The sequence below is a fragment of the Staphylococcus sp. 17KM0847 genome (assembly GCF_013463155.1).
GTDB lineage: Bacteria > Bacillota > Bacilli > Staphylococcales > Staphylococcaceae > Staphylococcus.
The window spans coordinates 1303340-1325462 of record NZ_CP040781.1; the positions used below are offsets into that span (position 1 = coordinate 1303340).

Here is a 22123-nt window from a genome sequence, read left to right on the forward strand (position 1 = left end):
AAACAAACTAAAATTTTGACCCATTGATAAAAACATCATCCATTATCAAAAAGTTTGTAGGTATTCATTTTAAATTTTATCAATGATTGTCACTGATTTATACAACATATTATATAGACTCGTAAAATCTCTACACTTCTAATATATAATGATTCTTCTTATTCTAGCATAATTCATCTCTATATGACGTTGCTTTGTTATTTTTTATAAAAATGATGTTAAAACAGGACTGAGACAGAGTAAAAATCGTCCTAATCCAGTACGTAAATATCTATAAGTGGCAATTGAATAACGACACTCTAAAAAATGCTCCCTTCGTAGTATCGCTAGTTACAATACCTTGAAGGGAGCATGATCACACATTAAAAACCAGTGCCTATATGATTAGTCTTGATAAATTTCATCTAAAGGTTTTACAATGATTTGGTTGATTTCTTGGAAGACTTGGCTCATTTTTTGCTCAGCATCCATTAATTCAGAAATATTGCTGTCTTTTTCAATTTCTTGAGCTTGCTCTTGAGCTTTTTTAATTTCTTCTTCTGTTACTTGTTCACCTTGCATTTGTTTTTGTTGGAAATTTAATTGTGTTTCACGAAATTCATCAAATAATTTTTTTGAGTCTGCATTTTCGTTGACTTTAGCATAAGCCTCTTTAATTGCATTGTACTCATCACTTTCACGTAATGCTTGCTCTAATTTGTTTGCGTAATCATATAAATTTACTGCCATTATTATCGCTCCTTAATAATCAAATGTTGAAGATGAGCATGTCCACTCAACTTCTTTCCTTGCTTACGATACCATAATTTAACACATTATACAAAGATTGCAATAAGACCTTGGAAAAATCCGATTAATCCTCCTAAAATAAAGCCAAGTAGCATAATTAATTTTAATTCTTTATTCGCAATTTCAAAAATAAGGCGTTCGATATAATCTAATTCAAAACGATTAATTTGCTCCTCAATTAAACCTCGAATATTTACTCGACGCATAATAGAAGACAATCGACTGGCAAGCGTTGTCAAAATGAGAGATGTTATTTTATCAATACCCCTATCATCTAACTGCTTAAACAGACGAGGTGCAAGATGACTAAGTGGCTGATGTACTCGCTTTGAAAGGTCTAATTGTAAAACAGCATAATTTGTTACACGTTCTTTCAAATGCTCAAATTGTTCTGCTGAAATGAGCGTTTCTAGTCGCATCATCTTCATCTGTTCATATTCTCTTTTAATTTGTGTTGCTAAAATATATTGTGCTTTAGGATGCTTCGTTAAACGAATGAGTTCCTTTTGAATTCGCTCAGCAATTGCTTCATTCGTCATAAACATTTGAAGCATGGACAATATTTTTCCTTTTTCTGCAAAAAAAGTCTCTAACATTTCACAAATATCTCTATAACCTTTATCAGAATTTAGATAATCACGCGCTTTCATTAATAAAATATCATCTAGCTCTGCTACTTTCTTATCCAAAACACGTATAACTTCATGTGGCACTACTTCATTTAAAGTTTGTTGCTGATGTCTATCATATTTCTGTTGCAGTTGTTTATCCACAAAAGTAGACACCCAAACATTACCTCGCGATGCGACATCTATATTTAGATAGTCCGCTAAAGTTTGTAACGTCATATCATCGCGTTTTAATTGTTCTACTTGTTGAGCAACAGTTTGTCGTATTGTTTGTCTCATTTCAGGTGCATTCAGCTTTTCACGTATTAAAGACTCTGTTAATAAATGATCTTCAACGACTTGTCCAATTTTAACAGCTATTTCTCCTCGTCTTTTCGGTATTAATCCGGGTGTAAAGGGGATACGCCGTCCGAAAATATAATATGCTTTGAATGGATGGAATAACATTTTAACTGCAATCATATTCGTTACTCCACCAATAATTGCTCCAATAATCATCATAAATAGAATGACCCAAATTGCTTGCATAAAAATCCGCCTCTCAACATTTTAGTCTTCAAAATATTATTCCACAATTTCTAGCCTTTAACCAAAATTTTGTTTATATATTCTGGAACCCCACTGATATGCCATAAAATGTGTCACGCTTTATTGTACAATATCGAATAAAAATAAAAAGATGAGACAAAAACCTTGTAAAAGCAACAAGATTTGAATGTCTCACCTTAGTTATTCATCATTCCACTATAAATCATTTACAGTGATCCTATTTTTATTGTAGCTCAATTTATTTATGTACCATTCTATCACTTATGCACGAACAAGGTCTTCTTTTATATTACGTTGAAAATAAGTTTCTGCTTCTCTTAGCTTAGGTGTTGCAAAAATCGGTTGTTTATTGCCATCTAATATACGATACAACTCACTAACTTTATTAGATTGTAAAATATAGTCACCTTTAGAATCAATAGTTTCCCAATAAATATCTGTAATTGTTGAATATTTTGGATATGCTGCTTGATTACGAGATACAGTTTGTACGATCTCCAATGGATCACAACCGAACGTACTGTTCAATACTTCAGAATCTCTAAAAAGTGCGCAAATCGAAACACATGTTGTCCAGTTAGGTAATACGCGCTCTTTTTCAATTTGTACTAATGTTTTCTTTGAAAGTCCAATTGTTTGTGCCATTGTATCTTGAGTATAACCAGCTTCAATACGGACCATTTTGAATTTTGCTTGAATTAAATCTGTAAAACTTTGTCTATCCATTTATTCTTACGACCTTTCTTAAATGATATTTTTATCCGCACACAAGAAATTGCAAATCTACACATTTCTTGAAACACAAATTACATATTAATACATAATTCTATAATTGAAAAGAGTCATTTTCGTTTATTTTATAAAACTTTAATAGGCGAAATAGTATGAAAAATCGAAACATACAATTTGTATCACTTCCAAGTACTCTATATTGTCTTTATCCTTTTTTAGAGTTTTAATACACTATTGATTATTGTAGCATATCTTATATGCAGTGTCTTATTTTTTGAGTACGTTATGTGCCATACCGCCACAAAAAGTGAAGAACCTAAAAAAGCAATGAAAATCGTTGCATCACAACGTTCTCAATTGCTTTTATTCATATATTTTTATTCTACGTGCATTTCACCTTTTAACTTTCTACCTTCACGCTCAGACAATATTAACGCACATGCTGCATCACCTGTAATATTAACTGCTGTACGTGACATATCAAGTAATCTATCAATTCCTAAAATAATGCCAATTGCCGCCGGATTCAAGTCAACAGCTGTTAATACCATTGCTAACATGATTAGGCCAACACCCGGTACACCTGCTGTTCCTACCGATGCGATAACAGCAATAACAACAACAGTAATCAATTGTAAAACTGTCAATTCAGCACCCATTAGCTGTGCAATAAATATCGTTGCAACCCCTTGCATAATGGCTGTACCATCCATATTAATTGTTGCACCTAGTGGCTGTACAAAAGATGCTATTTCAGGTCTGACACCCATTCGCTTTGTGCATTCCATAGATACGGGTAATGCTGCATTAGAGCTGGAACCACCAAAACCAACTGTAATCGCTGGAAAAAATCCTTTGAAAAATTCAATTGGACTACGCCCTGCTAAAAACTTAACAGCACCCCCATATACTATAAAGAAGTGAATCAATAATGCAACAAGTACAACAATAAAATACAGACCTAGTTGTCGCATTGCGCCAAATCCTGCACCAGTAAATGCGTGTGCTACAAGTCCAAATGTTCCTATTGGTGCAAAAACATTCATAATCATCGAAATAATATACATCAGTACTTCATTAAACTGATCAAAAAACTTGTGTACAACTCTTGCCTTTTCACCAACCATCATAATACCAATACCTATAAAAATCGCAAAAGTAATAATTTGCAACATATTACCTTCTGTCATTGCTTGAACTGCATTTTTAGGAAAGAAATTGATAAGTGTCTGATCAAATGTTTGATTAACGGGTGATGCTTCTTCTTTCTTCTGACTATCTATTTCTTTTTGATAAGTTGTGACCTCCTCACTCTTCAATAAATCAGAATGGCCTTCTCCAGGTTTAACTAATAAGGCCAAACACATCGCCAATGTAATCGCTAATGCTGTTGTCGTCAAAAAGAAAAACAATGTTTTTAGTCCTATACCACCGAGCAGCTTGGGATCCCCAACGCCTATAACACCTAAAACAATTGATACAAATACAACAGGCACAACAAGCATAAAGATTAAATTAAGAAAGATCTGACCTATCACATTAAAGATATACTGATCTGTAAATGTTACAAATTTTGACCCTTCATAAAAGTTAAAAATAGACCCTATCGCAATACCCAGCACCAATGCAATAATTATTTTAACTGTTAACCCTTTAAATTTCATTTTTTCATCCCCTTTTTACACGTTGAATACAAAATAAACCGCTTTTCATACGTAAAAGTTTGATTATTTTGCCTCATCCCAAAATGAATAACTCAATCACTATTTGTTATCTTTTTCTTGTTAATGATTAGCCATATGTAGGACACTACTTAAATTATAGTCAGAAAATTAGGAAAATTGAAATACGTATATTTATCTTTGATATTCTGACATATCAAGTCTAAATAATTACTCAATATATATTCATGATACCTTTTAATTCCACGTATTTTTTTGACATATTACTTGTTTTATTTGACTTAACTATGTTAAAAATCATCATAATCCAATATTTAATACAAGGAGATTGCACTTTTAACAATAATGACGTATATCAAAAATTTTAATAGAAGTTCTTATTTATTTGACGAATACTTTGTTCCATGAACATTGAATTTTAAGTCAAGTTATTATTTCTTTAAAAATTATAATGGAATACTCAATAACTCTTAATATTCTGGTATAATTATGTTTTAGTTTCAATATACATATAGTCAGTAAGTTCTATTAAAATCCTTAATTTATTGAATAATAAAATCGTGTCATGCTTTAAATTCTTAAATTGGAGTGCATATATATGCAATTAGATTATAAAATTACACAGGCTAAAAAAGGGGCTTGGCTTAGTATTATTACATATACTTTTCTTACTTTACTTAAAGTCTTTTATGGTTGGATTGCAGAAAGTAGAGGTTTAATGGCTGATGGTATAAATAATGCAACAGATGTCATCAGTTCGATTGCCATTCTTATTGCACTTCATATCTCGATGAAACCTGTTGATAAAAACCATCCTTACGGTCATTATCGTTCGGAATTCATCGCGGCACTTATTGCTTCTTTTATTATGTTTGCAGTGAGTATACAAGTTATTATTACTGGCGTACAACATTTTTATCAAGGGGAATTTCAACAACCTAGTGAGTCTGCTGTTATTGTTGGGCTCATTTCAAGTGTAGTCATGTTAGCCGTTTTTATTTATAATCGTCAACTCTCTCAAAAAGTCAAAAGTAGCGCACTTAAAGCTGCTAGTTATGATAATTTGTCAGATGCTCTTGTCTCTTTAGGGACTGTCATTGGTATTGTAGGCGTATACTTAGGTGTACCTATGTTAGATACACTCGCAGCAATTGTCATTGGTTTACTCATTATGAAAACAAGTATCGATATTTTTAAAGAAACAGCTATTACACTAACAGATGGCTATGATGAAGAAGAACTTAACCTTATTTATCAATTAATCTCTCCTATTAAAGGTATTCAAGAAATTAGAGATATTAAAGCCCGTAGTCATGGTATGATTTCATTTATTGATGTTACTATTGCTGTTTATCCTTATTTAACTGTTGTTGAAAGTCATGAGATTTCAGACTGTGTGGAAACCGTCTTACAACATCAACTTGGAGAGGTTGAAACCATTGTCCATATCGAACCTTATCTCTCCCGTTGATTTTCCAACAATCCTATATAGTAAAGGTGACGAGAAGTAAAAAAGTTCATCAAAACGTATTTTCACTTCTCGTCACCTTTACTATGGTAGAACTACAAAAGTTTCCTATTCTCTATTTTTAAATAAGATGATTCGTCATTGCATAAAGTGCAGCTTGTGTGCGATCCGTTACTTCTAGCTTTGCGAATATATGGCTGACATGTGTTTTAATGGTTTTTTCTGATACAAATAATGCCTCTGCTATTTCTTTATTCGTCTTCCCCTTCGCCATTTCTTTCAATACTTCCGTTTCACGTTTGGATAGTTTGTTGAGCATATGAGGCTTATTATTAACCGTCTCCATAACTTGTTGTGCTTCTTGATGGATCACCCGTTCTCCTGCTATCACACGTTGAATTGAGTAGATGAGGGCTTCAGGTTCAACATCTTTCATCTCATAACCATCTGCCCCCTCATTCATCGCTGACAAAACATGTTCTTCATCAACATAACTGGTTAATACAAGAATTTTTATATAAGGGTATGTTGCCTTTAATCGCCGAATCAATGTAATACCATTCATCTCAGGCATAACAAGGTCTACTAATATCAACTCTGGTTGCACATCTTTCGTCTCTAATGACTCTAGCAAAGCGTAACCACTATTAAAACTTCCTACAACCTCAATAGACTCCCGTGTTGAAAGCAAAAACTCTAACCCTTGTCTTACAATATAATGATCATCTACTAAAGCGATTTTAGTCATCGATTTCTCCTTTCTATTCTAATGTTTATATGGAACTTCAATATGCAGTACCGTACCTTTATCTGTTTGTAATACGATCTGACCTTTTAACATTTTTACACGCTGTTTGATATTTGCAATGCCATGATGGGTACGTTCATCAATATAATCAATATTAAATCCCGGTCCCTTGTCACTAATCGTCATTTCAAATTTTTCATTGTCTTGTGCGAGCTCAACAAACACTTTATTCGTACCTGCATGCTTTTTCGTATTATTCATGGCCTCTTGAATAATGCGATAGATATTCGTTTCAATTTTATTTTCAAGATCAATTAACCCAAAAACGGAAACATCAATTTCAATATCAATTAGTGTCGCATATTGTTTTAATGCATGTATTAATCCTTTCTCTAAGCCTACTGGTTTTAATTGCCAAATCAATGCACGCATTTCATTCACTGCATTTTGGCTTGTCATCTCTATTTGAGAAAATGCTCGCTTTGATACATCATCTTGTGCCATTTGCCCTGCTGCATGCGCTGTTAATTTTAAAGAAAATAACATTTGGTTGACTGAATCATGCAAGTCACGTGCTAAACGATTACGTTCATTAATACGTGCGGCTTCTTTTTCTTGATCTGTTAAATCGATACGCTTAATCGCTGAACCAATTTGTAACGCTACAGATTCCAGCAATTCTAAGTCTTCATCACTATAATGTGTTGTATGTGGCGTCGCAACGTTTAACAAACCAAATTGTTCTGATCCTGAGCGCAATGGAACGGTAGCATGATGCGTAATATCTTCCGTCTCTTCAGCGAACTCATGGCTTGCAAGATTAATACGTGAACAACTTATGATATTAGAAGCCTTTGTTAATTTTTTATTGTGATAAGATTGAACACACCAACACGTTCCTTCAACCATATACTTACAATGATGATTCGTTAATGCTTTAGGTAAAGCGCGATGTGCCGATAATGTATGTGCTCCATCTTCATCTATAAAGAAAACCCACCCTGTTGAAAAGTCGCTCCCTTCTATTAAATAATCTAATGCACCATCTAACATAGACTGAAGCTCCGTCTCCTCATTCAAAAATTCAGCGATTTCTTTGAGTAATGCCAATCGTGTCGGTTTTTCCATTTACTCATCTCCTATGTCTCTATCATCTTGTATTATACATCTTCACCTCTAACGTGAAAAACATCTCGATCAGTCACGGATACTTGATTTTATGTTATGATAGAGGCATTAAGGAGGTCATTATGAAAATTATCGTTCCTCAATCATTTGACAACATGACGATTCGAACAATGTTTCAATCGTTAAAATTACCAAAAAAAGAAATGCACCAATTAAATATGTCTAAAACAATCACTGTTAATGGAGAATCTGCACATTTTAATACAACAATACATACTGGGGATCAACTTGTGCTACCTTCATCAGAAGCTAAAAGCCAATATTTACCAAGTTATCGCTATGCTAATATTGTTTATGAAGATGATGATTTAGCAATTGTTTTGAAACCTAAAGGCGTAAAAACACATCCAAATGATTTAAAAGAAAGTAATACCTTAATGAATCATATTATTTATACACTGAATTGCCCTTATGTTGAGCCTATCCACCGCTTAGATCAAGAAACAGTAGGATTACTTATCGTTGCTAAAAATCCTCTCGTAAAAAAGATACTTGATCGCATGTTAGAAGATAATCAAATCCATCGTATTTACCGTGCACAAGTTAAAAGTCTATTACCTATCAAACCGCAGACGATTGATATGCCTATTGGTAAAGATAAATTTCATCCCAACAAACGCCGTGTTTCTCCAACAGGACAAAGAGCTATAACACACATTATAGAATCTGAAATGATTAAAGAGGGTGTTTGTCAATTATATGTAAAGTTAGATACAGGACGAACACATCAAATTCGTGTACACTTAGCAGCCATTGGTCATCCCGTATTGGGTGATCCCTTATACAGTGATTCGACATTACGACAGCTTAAACTTGAAAGTTATCGTATTACATTTATTCATCCTTTTACACAACAAGAAATTTCTGTCTCATTGGATGATGTTGTGTAATAAATCAAAAAGTTCACTATGATTGTAACATCATTAGTGAACTTTTTGATTTACCTTTTCAATTTTTTACGAAATCGACTCATCCAACTAGAAGATGGGCGAACAGGTTGTCCTGTTTCTACCATATTTTCTTTTTTTAATTGAATTCCATACGTCATCGCTTCATTCATTAAATACTCTTGAGCGTTTAATGGTTCTAAATTATTTTCAACATAATGATAAACACCATAACGATCTTGATAGCGTGCTTTTTGGTTGTCTGAAAGTTGTAAATTCATATAATCGACTAAACGCTGTGCAATCTGCTTATTTAAAATAGGGAATAAAATCTCTACACGCTTAATCATATTACGTGTCATCATATCAGCAGATGATAAATAAATACGTTCATCCCCATTGTTATAGAAATAATAAATACGCGAATGTTCTAATAAACGTCCTACAATACTGATAACTTCAATATTTTCACTCACTCCAGGAATTCCCGGTTTCAAACAACAAATACCTCGAATGATTAACTGTATTTTAACGCCTGCTTGTGATGCTTCAAACAGCTTTTTAATCAATGCTTTATCAGTTAATGAATTCATTTTCATCATCATCTTACCATTGCCATATTTTTTATGACTTTCAATTTCTTCGTCGATCCGCTCAATAAATAAATCACGAATTTCATACGGTGCCACAATCAATTCTTGATAATCTGGCTTAATAGAATAGCCACTCAAATAGTTAAAGAAACTCATCGCATCTTGTGCAATTTGTTTATTTGTCGTAATGATTCCCATATCTGTATACAATTTAGCAGTCTTATCGTTATAGTTCCCCGTTCCTAGATGAACAAACGGTACAAGTTGACCATTCATACGTTTAACAACTAACGTAATCTTGCTATGCGTCTTTAGATGTGTCATTCCATACATCACATGACACCCTGCCTCTTCAAGCATACGTGCCCAATGTACATTATTCTCTTCATCAAATCGTGCCTTGAGTTCAACAAGAACTGTAACTTGCTTGCCGTTTTCAGCAGCATTTTTAAGTGCTTCTATAATAGGAGAGTCGCTACTTACACGATATAATGTTTGTTTGATTGCCATTGTATTTGGATCTTCTGCCGCTTCTGTAATAAAATCAACAATTGGATCAAAAGATTCATAAGGATGATGAAAAAATATATCTCGTTTTAATGCTAAATCATATACATTATTGTCTCCTAATGACTGTGGCATTTGAGGTGTATAACGCGAATATTTCAAATCTCTCAGTTTATTAGAGAGATGTCCTACAAGCTCAAATACCATCGTTAAATCAAGTGGACCATCTGTATAATATACGTCTTCATGACCTAACTCTAGTGTCTCAATGAGCCAGTCCATATTCATATTATGCTGACCACGATTATCAATTTCTAAACGGACTGCTGCACCACTTTTACGCTCTTTCAAAAAACGCTCTATCTCAATTAATAAATCTTCTGCACCATCTTCATGAATCGTCAAATCTGCATTGCGCGTAATTCTAAATGTGTATGTGCTAACAATCTCATACCCTCTAAATAAATACCCCATAAAATACGTAATAATATCTTCAATTAAAATGATATATTGTTTGTTTCCTTCATTAATGGTAGTGAAACGATCTAACAATGTTGGGATCTGTACAATCGCTGAATTAATCTCATTTCCTGTATCAATATCTACAAAAATATTTAATGTTTTATTATTTAACTTTGGAAATGGACGATATGCATCAATGCCTAGTGGTGTTAGTGTCGGTAAAATTTCATCTAAAAAGATGGTTTCTAGTCGCTCTATTAATGTTTCATTCAAAGCATCTGGCTTCACTAAAAATACATCATATGCTTTGAGTTCTTCAATGAGTTCATTGAATCGGTGATATTGGAATGAGACATTTTGTCGGTTTTTTCTTTCTATTGCTTCAAGCTGTTCAGATGGCGTTAGTTGAGATTTATTTTCTGGCTTGTCATATCCCATTTTGACTTGGTCTTTTAATCCAGCAACACGTACCATAAAAAATTCATCTAAGTTAGAACTTCCTATTGCAATAAAATTAAGCCGCTCTAATAATGGATTATTGTTATCACACGCTTCCTGTAACACACGGTAGTTAAAATCTAACCAACTTACCTCTCTATTATTATAAAAATTTGAATTATTAAGATCTATTTTCAACTTATCATTTGTCACATTCATCATCCACCTTATTCTAAGCGCTTGACTACAAGAATCAACTACCTAAGTATGCGAAACAGTCATTTAGAAGATAATGATTACTATTCCATTATTGGATGAACACGTAATAATCATTATCGATAGGAGATAATATAGTGATTACCACTTCTCATCTCCTATCAATGCTTCTTTGACTTTTTATCCAATAGTGATAGAACGATACATCTCATCTTATGCGCTTATCATACATATTTTCCAACTCAGTATTACTATACGAAACTACGCATTTATAAATTGAATATTAAGTTTGTCTTTCAACACTTTTTCCATATGCTTTTTCTGACGATTAGATTGATATATTTCAGCGATAGGATCACCTTCATAATATATCTCCAAGGTGTAATCCTGCTTGTTTTCTTGAAGTTTAATGGTATGAATAGGATTCGTGTTGGAAATATTTAAAGCATTTACAAACTTAACGATACCGCCTAAAGCTTGAATGTCACTCAGTTCGCTTTCCGAAAACCACTTTGTCTCATCACTATATACTTTAAGCATCGTTTTATTTTTAAAGCTCGTTAATAATGCTAAACGAACACGTTCTTTATGTGACAAACCATTAATACTTGAATTTGCAATGATATAGTAAGTATGTTGAGAGCTTGCATCTGAATCAATAAACTTACCTAAATAATAAAGATATGCTGCTTGTAAAAAATGTTCTTTTAGTACATCATCAATATTTAACTTCCCTAACGCTGTCAATTGTTCAAATAACGAACGTGCTAACTTCTGACGTTGCATGGCACCAGTTGATTCAATTTTATACTCATTTGCCAAATGTTTAAGCGCGTCCACCTGAACATTTTCTTTTTTGAACTCTCCATGATGTAACTTAGCAATCTGATTCATAATAAATCCTTCACGAATTCCTTTACGCGAAAATGCAAAAGCTTTTGCGCCAATCATATCATATAGGACATTAAACACTGTAACAGCTGGCATAATGATATCGACACGATCACGACTCAAACCGTCAAGATTGATAAGTGCTTCTCGCGAATTCTTTTTCAAAGTTTCATACACTTCTGCTACATTTTCTGATGTCATTGTGTAGCCATGTACACCTGCGATAGGATAATGATGTAATGCTTGATGAATACGTGCACAGTTACGTGCAGAGCCTCCAATTCCAATAAGCATCACTTTCTTATTGGCTAACCACTCAATCTGACTAAACTCTCGCTTTAAAAATTTTTCCATTTTTTTTAATGCATCTTTATCATTGTGTGCTTTACCATCAAAAAACATACGCGTTAATGTTACAACACCAAATGGAAAACTAATTGCTTCTTTAATCTTTTTATTTTTAAAATAGGTTAACTCAGTTGAACCACCACCAATATCAACTGTAATACCATCTTTAATATTGGTTGTATGTGTTACAGCATATGATCCATAAAACGCCTCATCTTCTTCAGGAATCAATTCAATATCAATCCCTACCTCTTGTCTTACGCGTGTCATAATCATATCACGATTGCTAGACTGACGAATTGCAGCAGTAGCAATCGGATATAAATGCTCAACTTGAAAAGATTCCGCTACTTTTTTAAAACTGTGTAATGCTGTAACTAATACGTCTATCCCTTCATCGCTCATCTTTTTATTATCATCTAAATACTGACTCAAACGTGCTGGTGTTTTAATATTTTGTATTTCATTCAACCCTGTTTCATGATCAAATTGAAAAATAACTAGACGAATCGTGTTTGAACCAATGTCTATTAAACCATTACGCTCCATTCCTATATGCTGCCTCCTACTTATTTGGGGTGAACCATGTCTGCTGGACGAATCCATTCTTCAAACTGTGCTTCAGTTAAATGTCCAGAAGCAATGGCTGCCTCTTTTAATGTTAAGCCTTCTTTGTGTGCTTTTTTAGCAATAAATGCAGCATTTTCATAACCAATATGTGGGTTTAATGCTGTTACAAGCATCAATGACTGATTTAAGTAGTTATCAATATGTGCTTCAATTGGTTCAATACCTACTGCACAATTATCATTGAATGTATTCATACCATCTGTCAATAAATATATAGATTGTAATGTATTGTGTAAAATAACAGGCTTAAATACATTTAATTCGAAGTTACCTTGTGAGCTTGAAATACCTACAACGGTGTCATTTCCCATGACTTGTACAGCTACCATTGTTAACATTTCACATTGTGTAGGATTGACTTTCCCCGGCATAATAGATGATCCCGGCTCATTTTCTGGGATTGAAATTTCTGCTAAACCTGCACGTGGTCCAGAAGCTAACCATCTGATATCATTAGCAATTTTCATTAAGTCCCCTGCTAATGCTTTTAAACTGCCATGTAATTGTACAACTTCATCATGTGCTGTTAACGCGTGAAACTTATTTGGAGATGACACAAATGGATAACCGGTATGGTTTGCAATGTTTTGTGCAACTTTTGTACCAAATTCCGGATGTGCATTAATCCCAGTTCCTACTGCTGTACCACCGATAGCAAGATTTAAAATATGCTTTTTAGAATCTGTAATCAACTGTTCACAAACATCTAACATATAACGCCAACCACTAATTTCTTGTCCTAAAGTAATCGGTGTTGCATCTTGTAAATGTGTTCGCCCAATTTTAATAATTGCTTTATACGCTTGTTCTTTTTCATAAAATGTTTCGCGCAAACCTTTCAATGCTGGCACTAACTTTTGTTCAATTTCATGATAGAGTGCGACATGCATTGCTGTTGGAAATGTATCATTTGAGCTTTGTGACTTGTTAACATCATCATTGGGATGAATTTTGTCATCATAACCTTGTTCGGCTAAATATTTATTAGCTACAAAACTTACAACTTCATTCACATTCATGTTACTTTGTGTACCACTTCCTGTTTGCCAAACAACTAGTGGAAAATGTTCATCTAACTCTCCAGCTAAAATACGATCACATGCATATACAATTGCTTCTTTTTTAGCATCACTTAACTTACCTAATTCATGATTAGCAATTGCTGCTGCACGTTTTAATTGTGCAAATCCGTATACCACTTCGATCGGCATTTTTTCTTTACCTACTGGGAAATTTTGCTTACTACGTTGTGTTTGTGCGCCCCAATATTTATCTGCGGGTACCTCTATTTCTCCAAACGTATCGTGTTCAATTCTTATAGACATATTACTCGTCCCCTTTATGTTTATAATTATAATCTTCACTTAAATTATAGCATTAAACGAAATATTCATTCAATTACATCCCATATTTATCCACTAAAAAAATCCATACTTTTATGGTTGAATACACGATTAAAAAAGCACGTATTTTAAAGATAACTTTCTACCTTTAAAACACGCGCTTCCTATCTATGTTTGACATTATTGCTCTTGATAACGATACTTGACCGCCTGTACGACTGCAATCGCTGATAAAATGTATAAGATTGTACCGACTACCACTGACAAGGGGCTCATACGAATAATAAATGCCCATATACCATCTAATGTTGCATAAAAATGATCTAAATATACGTATAATCCCATTGTAATTGCAATACAACAAATCACACTAATTATCACTCCTTTTTGATTGCTACGTATAAACGTTTCAGGAGTAACAGACTGATCCACCAAACCATCTGATAATTTCATTTGTAGTTGTACAACCTTAAATAATACCGGTAGATATAATGTCCCTAAAGCTAGCGGAAAACCTTTGATAGATATAAAATTAACAACTGTTGAAATAACTAGTAACGGTATCCAATATTTATAAAGTTTCATATATGTCACCTTAATTTTAATAGTAAATTCTTAGTTATTTTACCATATGAAACTCACAATAACATTGACAAATTTATATCTATTTATAGACATATTTAACACATTAATCTATTCGTCATTCATTTTCTTAGGACAATGTTGCCTATGTCCTAGTACATTATTATGAATTGAATAATGCACAAAAAAGACAGCACATCATTTTAGTAAACGCGCTATCTTTCGAATATCAGATTGAATCATACATAGATTCGATATTAATCATGGGTGTTTGGTTTAATCTCTTTATGCGATTGGTCATATTTTTCTTCGTCATTTGCTTCTGAGATTTGTTCCATCTCTTTTCCAAGCTCTACAACATCATCAAAGCTTTCTACCATTTCATTGTCATGTTCTTTTTTCTCTAACATGATCATACGCCTCCTCTTGTGTTAGGCATAAAGTTGTGTGAAATATTCCCTAACATCTTTTGGTAATCCTTGTGCAGCTGCTTCATCCAATACAACATTAACCATACGATGTTCTTTTAGTGCTGATGGTATAAAAGTTGTGCTGCCATTCTCTTCATACAATTTACGCACTACATCTGCTTTTTTGCTACCTGTAATCACTAAAATAATTTCACGTGCCGGTAATACACTCTCTTTCATTGGAAGACCTATTTCACCTTGTTGATTAATCGAAATCACTTGAAGCGTTAATTTTCCTTTGTTATTTTTAGTCTTTGCATGACGACTAATAAATGCCTCTACGTCATTGTCTTCAGAAACTTCATGTATTTGTTTTTCAGGCACACCTAATTTTTTATAATAAGATGCTTGTTTATCATAATCTAAAATATGAATTTGACTAAAATCTACTGCATTCGCTTCTACATTTTTTTGTAATGTTTCTAAAACAGGTGCTAATTCGTGTGACAAATGAACCCCCGCAATTGTTGTAGGATTATTGTTGAATTGTTTTCTCAAAATATCTGCTGCAAATGTTGCTGCAGTTTCTTGATCTTTAAAAATCTTAAAATTCATTGCCATCGTTGTCCACTCCTCAATTATCATTACTTATTGTCAATATTATTTACTACATACCCTGCTTTGATCGTTTTTAAAACATTGATATTACGATCTAATATAACAATATCTGCTTGTTTACCTTCTTTTAGACTACCTTTTTGGTCTAAAATATTTAATGCTTTAGCTTGATTATAACTTGTAACACGCCATAAATCTTCTAATGACTGTTGTGTAAAGTTCATTAAGTTGCGCAAACCATCATTCATCTTTAAAATACTTCCGGCTAACGTACCATTAACCAAACGTGCTTCCTTACCTTTCACTATAACATTCTGACCACCTAGATCATATTCACCATCTTGCAAACCTTTTGCTCGCATTGCATCGGTAATTAAATAAAAACGCGCATTCCCTTTCATTTGATATGCAACTTGAACTGCTGCTGGATGTGCATGAATACCATCTGCAATGAGCTCAGTATGTAAAAACGGATTCGTCCAAGCAGCTCCAAAAACTCCTGGCTCTCGGTGCATAAATGGTGTACCTGCATTATACAAATGTGTCACATGTTTTGCACCATGAGCTACTGCTTCATTCACTTCATCAAATGTAGCGACCGTATGTCCTATCGAAAAAATAATCGAGTTACTCAGTTTTGCTAATGTTTCTGATGCTCCCTCTACTTCAGGTGCATATGTTATCACTTTAATAAGCCCCTCAGCGTGCTTTTGAAATGCTGAAATTTTACTCACAGATGGTCGTTCAACATAGTCTGGGTTCTGAGCGCCTACCTTGTATTCTGAAATAAAAGGTCCTTCTAAATGTACACCTAATATTTCAGCACCATGTTTATCATCACCACATTGTATATCATTAACGTACATTGCAATCGATGCTAAAGCTTTGTTAATAGCATCTGTTGATTGTGTCATTGTTGTCGCTAAATAGCTTGTTGTTCCCTCACTCAATAAATTTTGGGATAAAACCTCTAATCCTTCAACAGAAGCATCCATAATATCATGACCATAACCACCATGGATATGAAGATCTATAAATCCAGGTAAGATATGCTGTCCTGTCGCATCTACTACATCCAAGTCACCTGTGTATGGTGTATGACTGATTTGGTGAATCTTACCTTCTTTCACAATAATATGCCCATTTTGAATGACACCATCTTCTGTGTAAATTGTGCCACCTTGTATTACAAAAATCTTTGCCACTAAAACCCCTTCTTTGCTTTTCTATTGTAAATCAGGATAATCTTGTTGACGCAACGCTTCATAAATTAATATGGCTGCTGTATTGGATAAATTAAGTGCTCTTACATTACTATTCATTGGAATGCGCAGTGCCGTATTTTCGTATTTATCTTTAACCCAGCTTGGTAAACCTGTTGTTTCTTTACCAAAAATAAAATAATGATTGGTTTTACGATTCGAAAAATCTTGTGATGTATGATTTTTCGAGCCGAACTTAGTTAATAAATAATATTCACCCTCTGTCTGTTCGAAAAAATCCTCTATACTATCATAATATGTAATATCAACAAACTTCCAATAATCTAGCCCAGCACGTTTTAACATTTTATCATCTGTACTAAAGCCTAAAGGTCGAATCAAATGTAATTTAGTATCTGTTGCCGCACAAGTACGTGCGATATTTCCAGTATTGGCTGGAATTTCAGGTTGATATAATACCACGTGAATACTCATATTTATGGTCTCCTCGTTTCTAATCCCTTTTTCATTTCGATTTGTACTTCTTCTAATTCTGTATCATAATGTGACATAATGTAAGTTTCTGCATCTTCCCCTAGTATTTGACCAATAGCCCAAAATGCAGTTGCACGTATCATAGGTCTTGGATCTGTTTCAGCGACATCCTTCAGTTCAGGTATTGCTGTCTCCTCTTTAAAATGTGCAAGTGCCAATATTGCATTCCGTTGTATTGGCTTTTTACCACGCCATGCACCAGCAAGATGACCATATGTTTCTTTAAACTGTTTATTACTCATCTTCAACAATGGAATAAGACGTGGCTTTAAAATATCTGGTTCGAGTACAATATCATCATGTTCTGTATTAATGCCTCTATTTCTTGGACAAACTTGTTGACATGTATCACAACCATAAAGGCGATTACCAATTTTATATCGATATTGATCAGGCATATAGCCTTTCGTTTGTGTTAAAAAACTTATACACTTTTGACTGTTTAGCTGTCCATTACCAATAAGCGCACCAGTTGGACAACGATCTATACAAAGTGTACAATCGCCACAACTATCTATAATTGGATCATCTGGTGGAAATGGAATACTGACGAGCATTTCCCCTAAATATGTCCAAGTCCCAAGGTCTGGATTAATAACAAAACCATTGCGACCGACATAACCCAGTCCAGCTCGTTCTGCTACTGCTCGATCAGACAGTACGCCTGTATCAACCATAGATAACGTTTCTACATCGGGTACTTTTTCTTGAATATAAGCAGCCAGTGCATCTAATCTTTTACGCATAATACTATGATAATCTTGCCCCCATGATGCACGCGCAAAAATGCCTCTACGTTCTCCACGCTTACTTTTAGGTGCATCTTTTAAACGATTGGGGTATCCAACTGCAATTGCAATAATCGAACGTGCTGTCGGCATGGATAATTTAGGTTCTGTACGCAAATGAATATCTGATGGCTCAAAACCTGATGCATAGCCTTTTGCATGATAATCTACTAATTTTTGCTTTAACTCATCAAATGGATCTGCAGTTGTAAATCCAATGCTATCGATACCAATCGTATGTGCATAAGCAATGATGTCCTGTTTCAACTGTAAGATATCCATAGTTGTCACCTCGCAAAAAGTTCCTTTATCATTTTAACATATTTTATATATTAGGCGATGAACAAGTTTATAATACGCAATCAAATTAAAAAAACTCAAGTATCTCATAATAAAATTGAGGTACTTGAGACGATCATCCTATATAAACTAGAGTACACGGCTTAAAAAGTTTTGTGTACGCTTATGCTGTGGATTGTCAAATATATTATGTGGTGTATCATCTTCTACAACAACACCATCTGCCATAAATACGACACGGTCGCTGACATTTTTAGCAAAGCCCATTTCATGCGTCACAACAACCATTGTCATACCTTCTTTGGCTAAATCCATCATAACATTCAACACTTCTCCGACTACTTCTGGATCTAGTGCCGAAGTAGGTTCATCAAACAGCAAAACACTGGGATTCATTGCAAGGGCACGTGCAATAGCAACCCTTTGCTTTTGTCCACCAGACAATTGATTAGGATATGCATCTGCACGATCTTTAAGACCCACTTTATCCAATAACTCTAAAGCTTGCTTTGTAAGTGTCTCTTTATCTCCTTTATTCAACATTAATGGGGCTAAAATAATATTATCTATCACTTTTTTATGTGGAAATAAATTAAAATGTTGGAAGACCATGCCCATATTTTGTCTTAACTCATCTACTTTTGTTCCTTTATCTGTTAGATCATTACCTTCGAAAATAACACTACCTTTTGTTGGGGTTTCTAGTAAATTCATACAGCGTAACAATGTACTTTTGCCACTACCTGAAGGACCGATAATCGCAACAACTTCACCTTTAGCTATTTCTAAATTGATTCCTGTTAATACTTCATGATTACCAAAAGATTTGTGTAAATTATCTATTTTAATCACTGACACTCAATCTCCCTTCAAAGAAATTCATCAAGCGTGACAACGAGAACGTAAGTACAAAATACAATACTGCCGCAATTAACAACGGTGTAAATGGATCAAATGACGCCCCCTGTACAACCTGAGAATTAAACATAATTTCGCTGACACCAATAACTGACACAATGGATGATTCTTTAATCACAGTGACAAATTCATTTCCCAGTGCTGGTAATATTTTTTTAACTGCTTGAGGCATAATAACTGTTTTCATCGTTTGACTATAATTTAATCCTAAACTTCTTGCTGCTTCCATCTGTCCTTTGTCTACTGCATTGATACCTGCACGAATAATTTCTGCAATATATGCAGAGCAGTTAATCACCAAGGCAATAGCCCCACAAATAAATGCAGATATATCAAGACCTAACACAGCTGTTGTTCCAAAATAAACCAAGAACACTTGAACAAGTAATGGTGTACCTCTCAAAAACTCGATATATGCTGATGCAAACCATCTAAGTGGCTGAATTGAACTGATTTTCATCAATGCAAATAATGCACCTAATACAGCACCTAACACAACACCTATAATAGAAATTATAATTGTATTTTTAAGTCCAGTTACAAAAAACGTACCGTACTTAGAGAAAAAGCTACCATCTTCTTTCATAGCTTGAGCGGCTTTATCTTCAAATTTGTCAATTAAGTTATTTTCTTTCACATCTGTAATAGATTCATTGATACGCGCTAGTAATTCAGGTGATTCTTTAGGTACTGCAACAGCTGTTTGTTTTTCAGAATCTGCAAATGAAACATCTGACAGTGCGAGGTCATGATTTTGTTTTAAATAAGCATTTGCTACAGCACTATCAAGTACAACACCATCAATTTTATTACTCTTTAATGATAAAATAACTTCTGGTACACGTGTTAACGATAAAACATCTGCATCCTGAATTTCAGTTTGCGCTAATTCTTCTTGTGTAGTCTGCTTTTGTGCACCAATTCGTTTTCCTGCTAGATCTTCTAAAGTTTTATATTTATCCTTATCTTTTTTTCTAACGATAACAGTTTGTTTAACCGTCATATAACTATCAGAAAAATCCACTTCTTTTTTACGTTCTGCAGTCGGTGTCATACCAGAGATAATCATGTCTATTTTACCTGTCTTTAATGCACCTAATAAACTGTCAAACTGCATATTGACTATTTTAAGTTTCACACCGTGATCATCTGCAATTTTTTTCGCCAATTCTATGTCTATTCCCGCATATTCACGCTTACCATTAACAGTTCTTTCAAACTCCATTGGTGCATAGTCAGCAGACAATCCTACTCTTAATTCACCACGTTGTTCAATCTTATCCCAATGTTTATCTTCAGCTGCATGAACATCAGTGTTCAATGGAACAATAGAACATAAAATAACTAACGCAATGATGATACAGCCTAACTTTTGTATATATTTCATCACATGACCTCCCTCTTATAATATTCATTATTATACATATAGTTGAAATTTTATGCAATAAGATTTTAAAAATATAAGATGATATTATAGGAAAAACACCCATAATACCATCTCATGTTCATAAAAGCATTCTATTGTTTTGGTAACTCAAAACGATAAATATCATCAGAATATCCTGGCAGTACACGTTTACAAACCTGATGTACAACAAATGCCAACGTAAACGGTACTACAAAATATCCAAAGAAGAGCAACAATGCATTCATCGTTGGATCTCCATCCATACGATTAAATGCATTAATAGGGCCTACCAGACCAGTATATCCAAAACCTGCTGACATAGGTGTTCCTTTAATGCCAATTAAATATGTAATAACACCTGCAATTGCACCATTTATCGCCAATGGAACCATAATAATAGGATGTTTTAAGTAAACTGGAATCATCATCTTAGCTGCACCTATTAATAGCACAATATTAACACCTGCTTTATTCACCGATAAAGAGCCAAAGAGGAACGTCACGCATGCTGCAACAATTCCCATATTACCTGCACCACTACCAAGACCACTTAAAGTGATAGCAGTCGCAATCGCTACAAGAGAAATCGGTGTTACCATCAATAATGCAAATGCCATAGCGATAAGGATACTCATTAATAATGGGTTCAACTCTGTAAACGAATGAATAAGTGAGCCTAATGTCTGTGTCACTTTTCTAACATACGGCAAAATAAGCAATCCAACAAAACCAGAGGTTACAGGTATGAAAACAGGTAAAATAATCATTTCAAGTGAACCAAAGCGTCCTCTTAACAACATAAATAATGCACATGCAAAACTAACGATAATAATAACATTAATAATATCGCCTATACCTTGTAACATAATCATGCCATTTTCAATCACAATAACACCTGAACCTAGCATAGCTGATGTTCCTACAAATACACTACCTGGTCCAGAAAACTTAAACATATGTGCAGCCAAAGTACCAATAATAAAAGCCATAAACGATTGAATAACAATAACAAGTTGATAAATCAGTTCAAGTGTTTCATTTCCTTCTTTAAAAAATTTTAATAATTCACCTAGCAATGCATTGGGTAATAATGCAATAACCACCCCTGCTCCTACTGCATTTAATATATGAGTGAAAAACTGTTTATAATTCGTTTTAACCTTCCCCACTTTAATATCCTCCTATTTTTAATATGTATATCATAATATAAAATAGATAGTGCTACAATAAAACTTCAATAAT

Annotated in this window: 20 protein-coding genes; 2 read left to right on the forward strand and 18 right to left on the reverse strand. The window is 33.9% G+C overall.

Annotated elements, in window-relative coordinates; translation table 11 throughout:
- Nucleotides 1-384: 384 nt before the first annotated feature.
- The 4 genes from FGL66_RS06285 to FGL66_RS06300 form a co-directional block, all read right to left on the reverse strand.
- On the reverse strand, nucleotides 385-729 hold the full coding sequence (locus FGL66_RS06285; protein ID WP_180809026.1) for a YlbF/YmcA family competence regulator: 345 nt from the start codon (nucleotides 727-729) through the stop codon (nucleotides 385-387).
- 86 nt (nucleotides 730-815) lie between these two features.
- On the reverse strand, nucleotides 816-1946 hold the full coding sequence (locus tag FGL66_RS06290; RefSeq protein ID WP_180809027.1) for a DUF445 domain-containing protein: 1131 nt from the start codon (nucleotides 1944-1946) through the stop codon (nucleotides 816-818).
- Between the two features lie 282 nt (nucleotides 1947-2228).
- Nucleotides 2229-2693, reverse strand: coding sequence for an XRE family transcriptional regulator XdrA (xdrA, locus tag FGL66_RS06295; RefSeq protein ID WP_180809028.1), 465 nt, complete (start codon nucleotides 2691-2693; stop codon nucleotides 2229-2231).
- A 383-nt stretch (nucleotides 2694-3076) separates the two neighbouring features.
- Entirely contained in the window at nucleotides 3077-4363 is a 1287-nt protein-coding gene (locus FGL66_RS06300) for a dicarboxylate/amino acid:cation symporter (protein WP_180809029.1), read from the reverse strand.
- A 616-nt stretch (nucleotides 4364-4979) separates the two neighbouring features.
- Here FGL66_RS06300 and FGL66_RS06305 point away from each other — a divergent pair.
- On the forward strand, nucleotides 4980-5852 hold the full coding sequence (locus FGL66_RS06305; RefSeq protein WP_180809030.1) for a cation diffusion facilitator family transporter: 873 nt from the start codon (nucleotides 4980-4982) through the stop codon (nucleotides 5850-5852).
- A 118-nt stretch (nucleotides 5853-5970) separates the two neighbouring features.
- On the opposite strand, the gene FGL66_RS06310 is transcribed toward FGL66_RS06305, so the two are convergent.
- Both FGL66_RS06310 and FGL66_RS06315 read right to left on the reverse strand, forming a co-directional pair.
- Nucleotides 5971-6597 carry a LuxR C-terminal-related transcriptional regulator gene (locus FGL66_RS06310; protein WP_180809031.1) on the reverse strand — a complete coding sequence of 209 codons (627 nt, stop codon included), beginning with the start codon at nucleotides 6595-6597 and terminating at the stop codon, nucleotides 5971-5973.
- Nucleotides 6598-6615: 18 nt separating this feature from the next.
- Complete coding sequence (locus FGL66_RS06315) at nucleotides 6616-7725, reverse strand: GAF domain-containing sensor histidine kinase (RefSeq protein ID WP_180809032.1); 1110 nt, start codon at nucleotides 7723-7725, stop codon at nucleotides 6616-6618.
- 122 nt (nucleotides 7726-7847) lie between these two features.
- On the opposite strand from FGL66_RS06315, the gene FGL66_RS06320 reads away from it, so the two are divergent.
- Entirely contained in the window at nucleotides 7848-8675 is an 828-nt protein-coding gene (locus FGL66_RS06320) for an RluA family pseudouridine synthase (protein ID WP_180809033.1), read from the forward strand.
- A 50-nt stretch (nucleotides 8676-8725) separates the two neighbouring features.
- Here FGL66_RS06320 and FGL66_RS06325 read toward each other — a convergent pair whose 3' ends face one another.
- From FGL66_RS06325 to FGL66_RS06380, 12 genes are all read right to left on the reverse strand, one after another.
- A complete protein-coding gene (locus FGL66_RS06325) occupies nucleotides 8726-10891 on the reverse strand; it encodes an RNA degradosome polyphosphate kinase (protein WP_180810489.1) in 2166 nt (721 codons plus the stop codon).
- 258 nt (nucleotides 10892-11149) lie between these two features.
- Nucleotides 11150-12676 carry an exopolyphosphatase gene (ppx, locus tag FGL66_RS06330; RefSeq protein WP_180809034.1) on the reverse strand — a complete coding sequence of 509 codons (1527 nt, stop codon included), beginning with the start codon at nucleotides 12674-12676 and terminating at the stop codon, nucleotides 11150-11152.
- Nucleotides 12677-12696: 20 nt separating this feature from the next.
- Entirely contained in the window at nucleotides 12697-14082 is a 1386-nt protein-coding gene (fumC, locus tag FGL66_RS06335; protein ID WP_180809035.1) for a class II fumarate hydratase, read from the reverse strand.
- A 198-nt stretch (nucleotides 14083-14280) separates the two neighbouring features.
- A complete protein-coding gene (locus FGL66_RS06340; RefSeq protein ID WP_180809036.1) occupies nucleotides 14281-14685 on the reverse strand; it encodes a hypothetical protein in 405 nt (134 codons plus the stop codon).
- Between the two features lie 254 nt (nucleotides 14686-14939).
- Entirely contained in the window at nucleotides 14940-15092 is a 153-nt protein-coding gene (locus FGL66_RS06345) for an SAS053 family DNA gyrase inhibitor (RefSeq protein WP_180810518.1), read from the reverse strand.
- 21 nt (nucleotides 15093-15113) lie between these two features.
- Complete coding sequence (locus FGL66_RS06350; protein ID WP_180809037.1) at nucleotides 15114-15713, reverse strand: 6-phosphogluconolactonase; 600 nt, start codon at nucleotides 15711-15713, stop codon at nucleotides 15114-15116.
- A 23-nt stretch (nucleotides 15714-15736) separates the two neighbouring features.
- A complete protein-coding gene (gene nagA / locus FGL66_RS06355) occupies nucleotides 15737-16915 on the reverse strand; it encodes an N-acetylglucosamine-6-phosphate deacetylase (protein ID WP_180809038.1) in 1179 nt (392 codons plus the stop codon).
- Between the two features lie 21 nt (nucleotides 16916-16936).
- Nucleotides 16937-17407 carry a tRNA (uridine(34)/cytosine(34)/5-carboxymethylaminomethyluridine(34)-2'-O)-methyltransferase TrmL gene (trmL, locus tag FGL66_RS06360; protein WP_180809039.1) on the reverse strand — a complete coding sequence of 157 codons (471 nt, stop codon included), beginning with the start codon at nucleotides 17405-17407 and terminating at the stop codon, nucleotides 16937-16939.
- Between the two features lie 2 nt (nucleotides 17408-17409).
- Complete coding sequence (gene queG / locus FGL66_RS06365) at nucleotides 17410-18537, reverse strand: tRNA epoxyqueuosine(34) reductase QueG (protein WP_180810490.1); 1128 nt, start codon at nucleotides 18535-18537, stop codon at nucleotides 17410-17412.
- A gap of 147 nt (nucleotides 18538-18684) precedes the next feature.
- The gene (locus FGL66_RS06370) at nucleotides 18685-19407 is read right to left on the reverse strand and encodes an amino acid ABC transporter ATP-binding protein (RefSeq protein ID WP_180809040.1); all 723 of its coding nucleotides are present in this window, start codon (nucleotides 19405-19407) and stop codon (nucleotides 18685-18687) included.
- The gene (locus FGL66_RS06375) at nucleotides 19400-20860 is read right to left on the reverse strand and encodes an ABC transporter substrate-binding protein/permease (protein ID WP_180809041.1); all 1461 of its coding nucleotides are present in this window, start codon (nucleotides 20858-20860) and stop codon (nucleotides 19400-19402) included. The genes FGL66_RS06370 and FGL66_RS06375 overlap by 8 nt, the downstream gene beginning before the upstream one ends.
- 131 nt (nucleotides 20861-20991) lie before the next feature.
- On the reverse strand, nucleotides 20992-22050 hold the full coding sequence (locus tag FGL66_RS06380) for a PTS sugar transporter subunit IIC (protein WP_180809042.1): 1059 nt from the start codon (nucleotides 22048-22050) through the stop codon (nucleotides 20992-20994).
- Nucleotides 22051-22123 lie beyond the last annotated feature (73 nt).

What these genes read in the sequence shown, in the direction of transcription:
- queG (WP_180810490.1), bottom strand. Translation starts at nt 18,537, where the DNA reads ATGGATATCTTACAGTTGAAACAGGACATCATTGCTTATGCACATACG.
- FGL66_RS06310 (WP_180809031.1), bottom strand. Translation starts at nt 6,597, where the DNA reads ATGACTAAAATCGCTTTAGTAGATGATCATTATATTGTAAGACAAGGG.
- FGL66_RS06345 (WP_180810518.1), bottom strand. Translation starts at nt 15,092, where the DNA reads ATGTTAGAGAAAAAAGAACATGACAATGAAATGGTAGAAAGCTTTGAT.
- xdrA (WP_180809028.1), bottom strand. Translation starts at nt 2,693, where the DNA reads ATGGATAGACAAAGTTTTACAGATTTAATTCAAGCAAAATTCAAAATG.
- ppx (WP_180809034.1), bottom strand. Translation starts at nt 12,676, where the DNA reads ATGGAGCGTAATGGTTTAATAGACATTGGTTCAAACACGATTCGTCTA.
- FGL66_RS06305 (WP_180809030.1), top strand. Translation starts at nt 4,980, where the DNA reads ATGCAATTAGATTATAAAATTACACAGGCTAAAAAAGGGGCTTGGCTT.
- FGL66_RS06320 (WP_180809033.1), top strand. Translation starts at nt 7,848, where the DNA reads ATGAAAATTATCGTTCCTCAATCATTTGACAACATGACGATTCGAACA.
- trmL (WP_180809039.1), bottom strand. Translation starts at nt 17,407, where the DNA reads ATGAGTATTCACGTGGTATTATATCAACCTGAAATTCCAGCCAATACT.
- FGL66_RS06315 (WP_180809032.1), bottom strand. Translation starts at nt 7,725, where the DNA reads ATGGAAAAACCGACACGATTGGCATTACTCAAAGAAATCGCTGAATTT.
- FGL66_RS06285 (WP_180809026.1), bottom strand. Translation starts at nt 729, where the DNA reads ATGGCAGTAAATTTATATGATTACGCAAACAAATTAGAGCAAGCATTA.
- fumC (WP_180809035.1), bottom strand. Translation starts at nt 14,082, where the DNA reads ATGTCTATAAGAATTGAACACGATACGTTTGGAGAAATAGAGGTACCC.
- FGL66_RS06375 (WP_180809041.1), bottom strand. Translation starts at nt 20,860, where the DNA reads ATGAAATATATACAAAAGTTAGGCTGTATCATCATTGCGTTAGTTATT.
- FGL66_RS06325 (WP_180810489.1), bottom strand. Translation starts at nt 10,891, where the DNA reads ATGAATGTGACAAATGATAAGTTGAAAATAGATCTTAATAATTCAAAT.
- FGL66_RS06340 (WP_180809036.1), bottom strand. Translation starts at nt 14,685, where the DNA reads ATGAAACTTTATAAATATTGGATACCGTTACTAGTTATTTCAACAGTT.
- FGL66_RS06300 (WP_180809029.1), bottom strand. Translation starts at nt 4,363, where the DNA reads ATGAAATTTAAAGGGTTAACAGTTAAAATAATTATTGCATTGGTGCTG.
- FGL66_RS06290 (WP_180809027.1), bottom strand. Translation starts at nt 1,946, where the DNA reads ATGCAAGCAATTTGGGTCATTCTATTTATGATGATTATTGGAGCAATT.
- FGL66_RS06350 (WP_180809037.1), bottom strand. Translation starts at nt 15,713, where the DNA reads ATGGCAATGAATTTTAAGATTTTTAAAGATCAAGAAACTGCAGCAACA.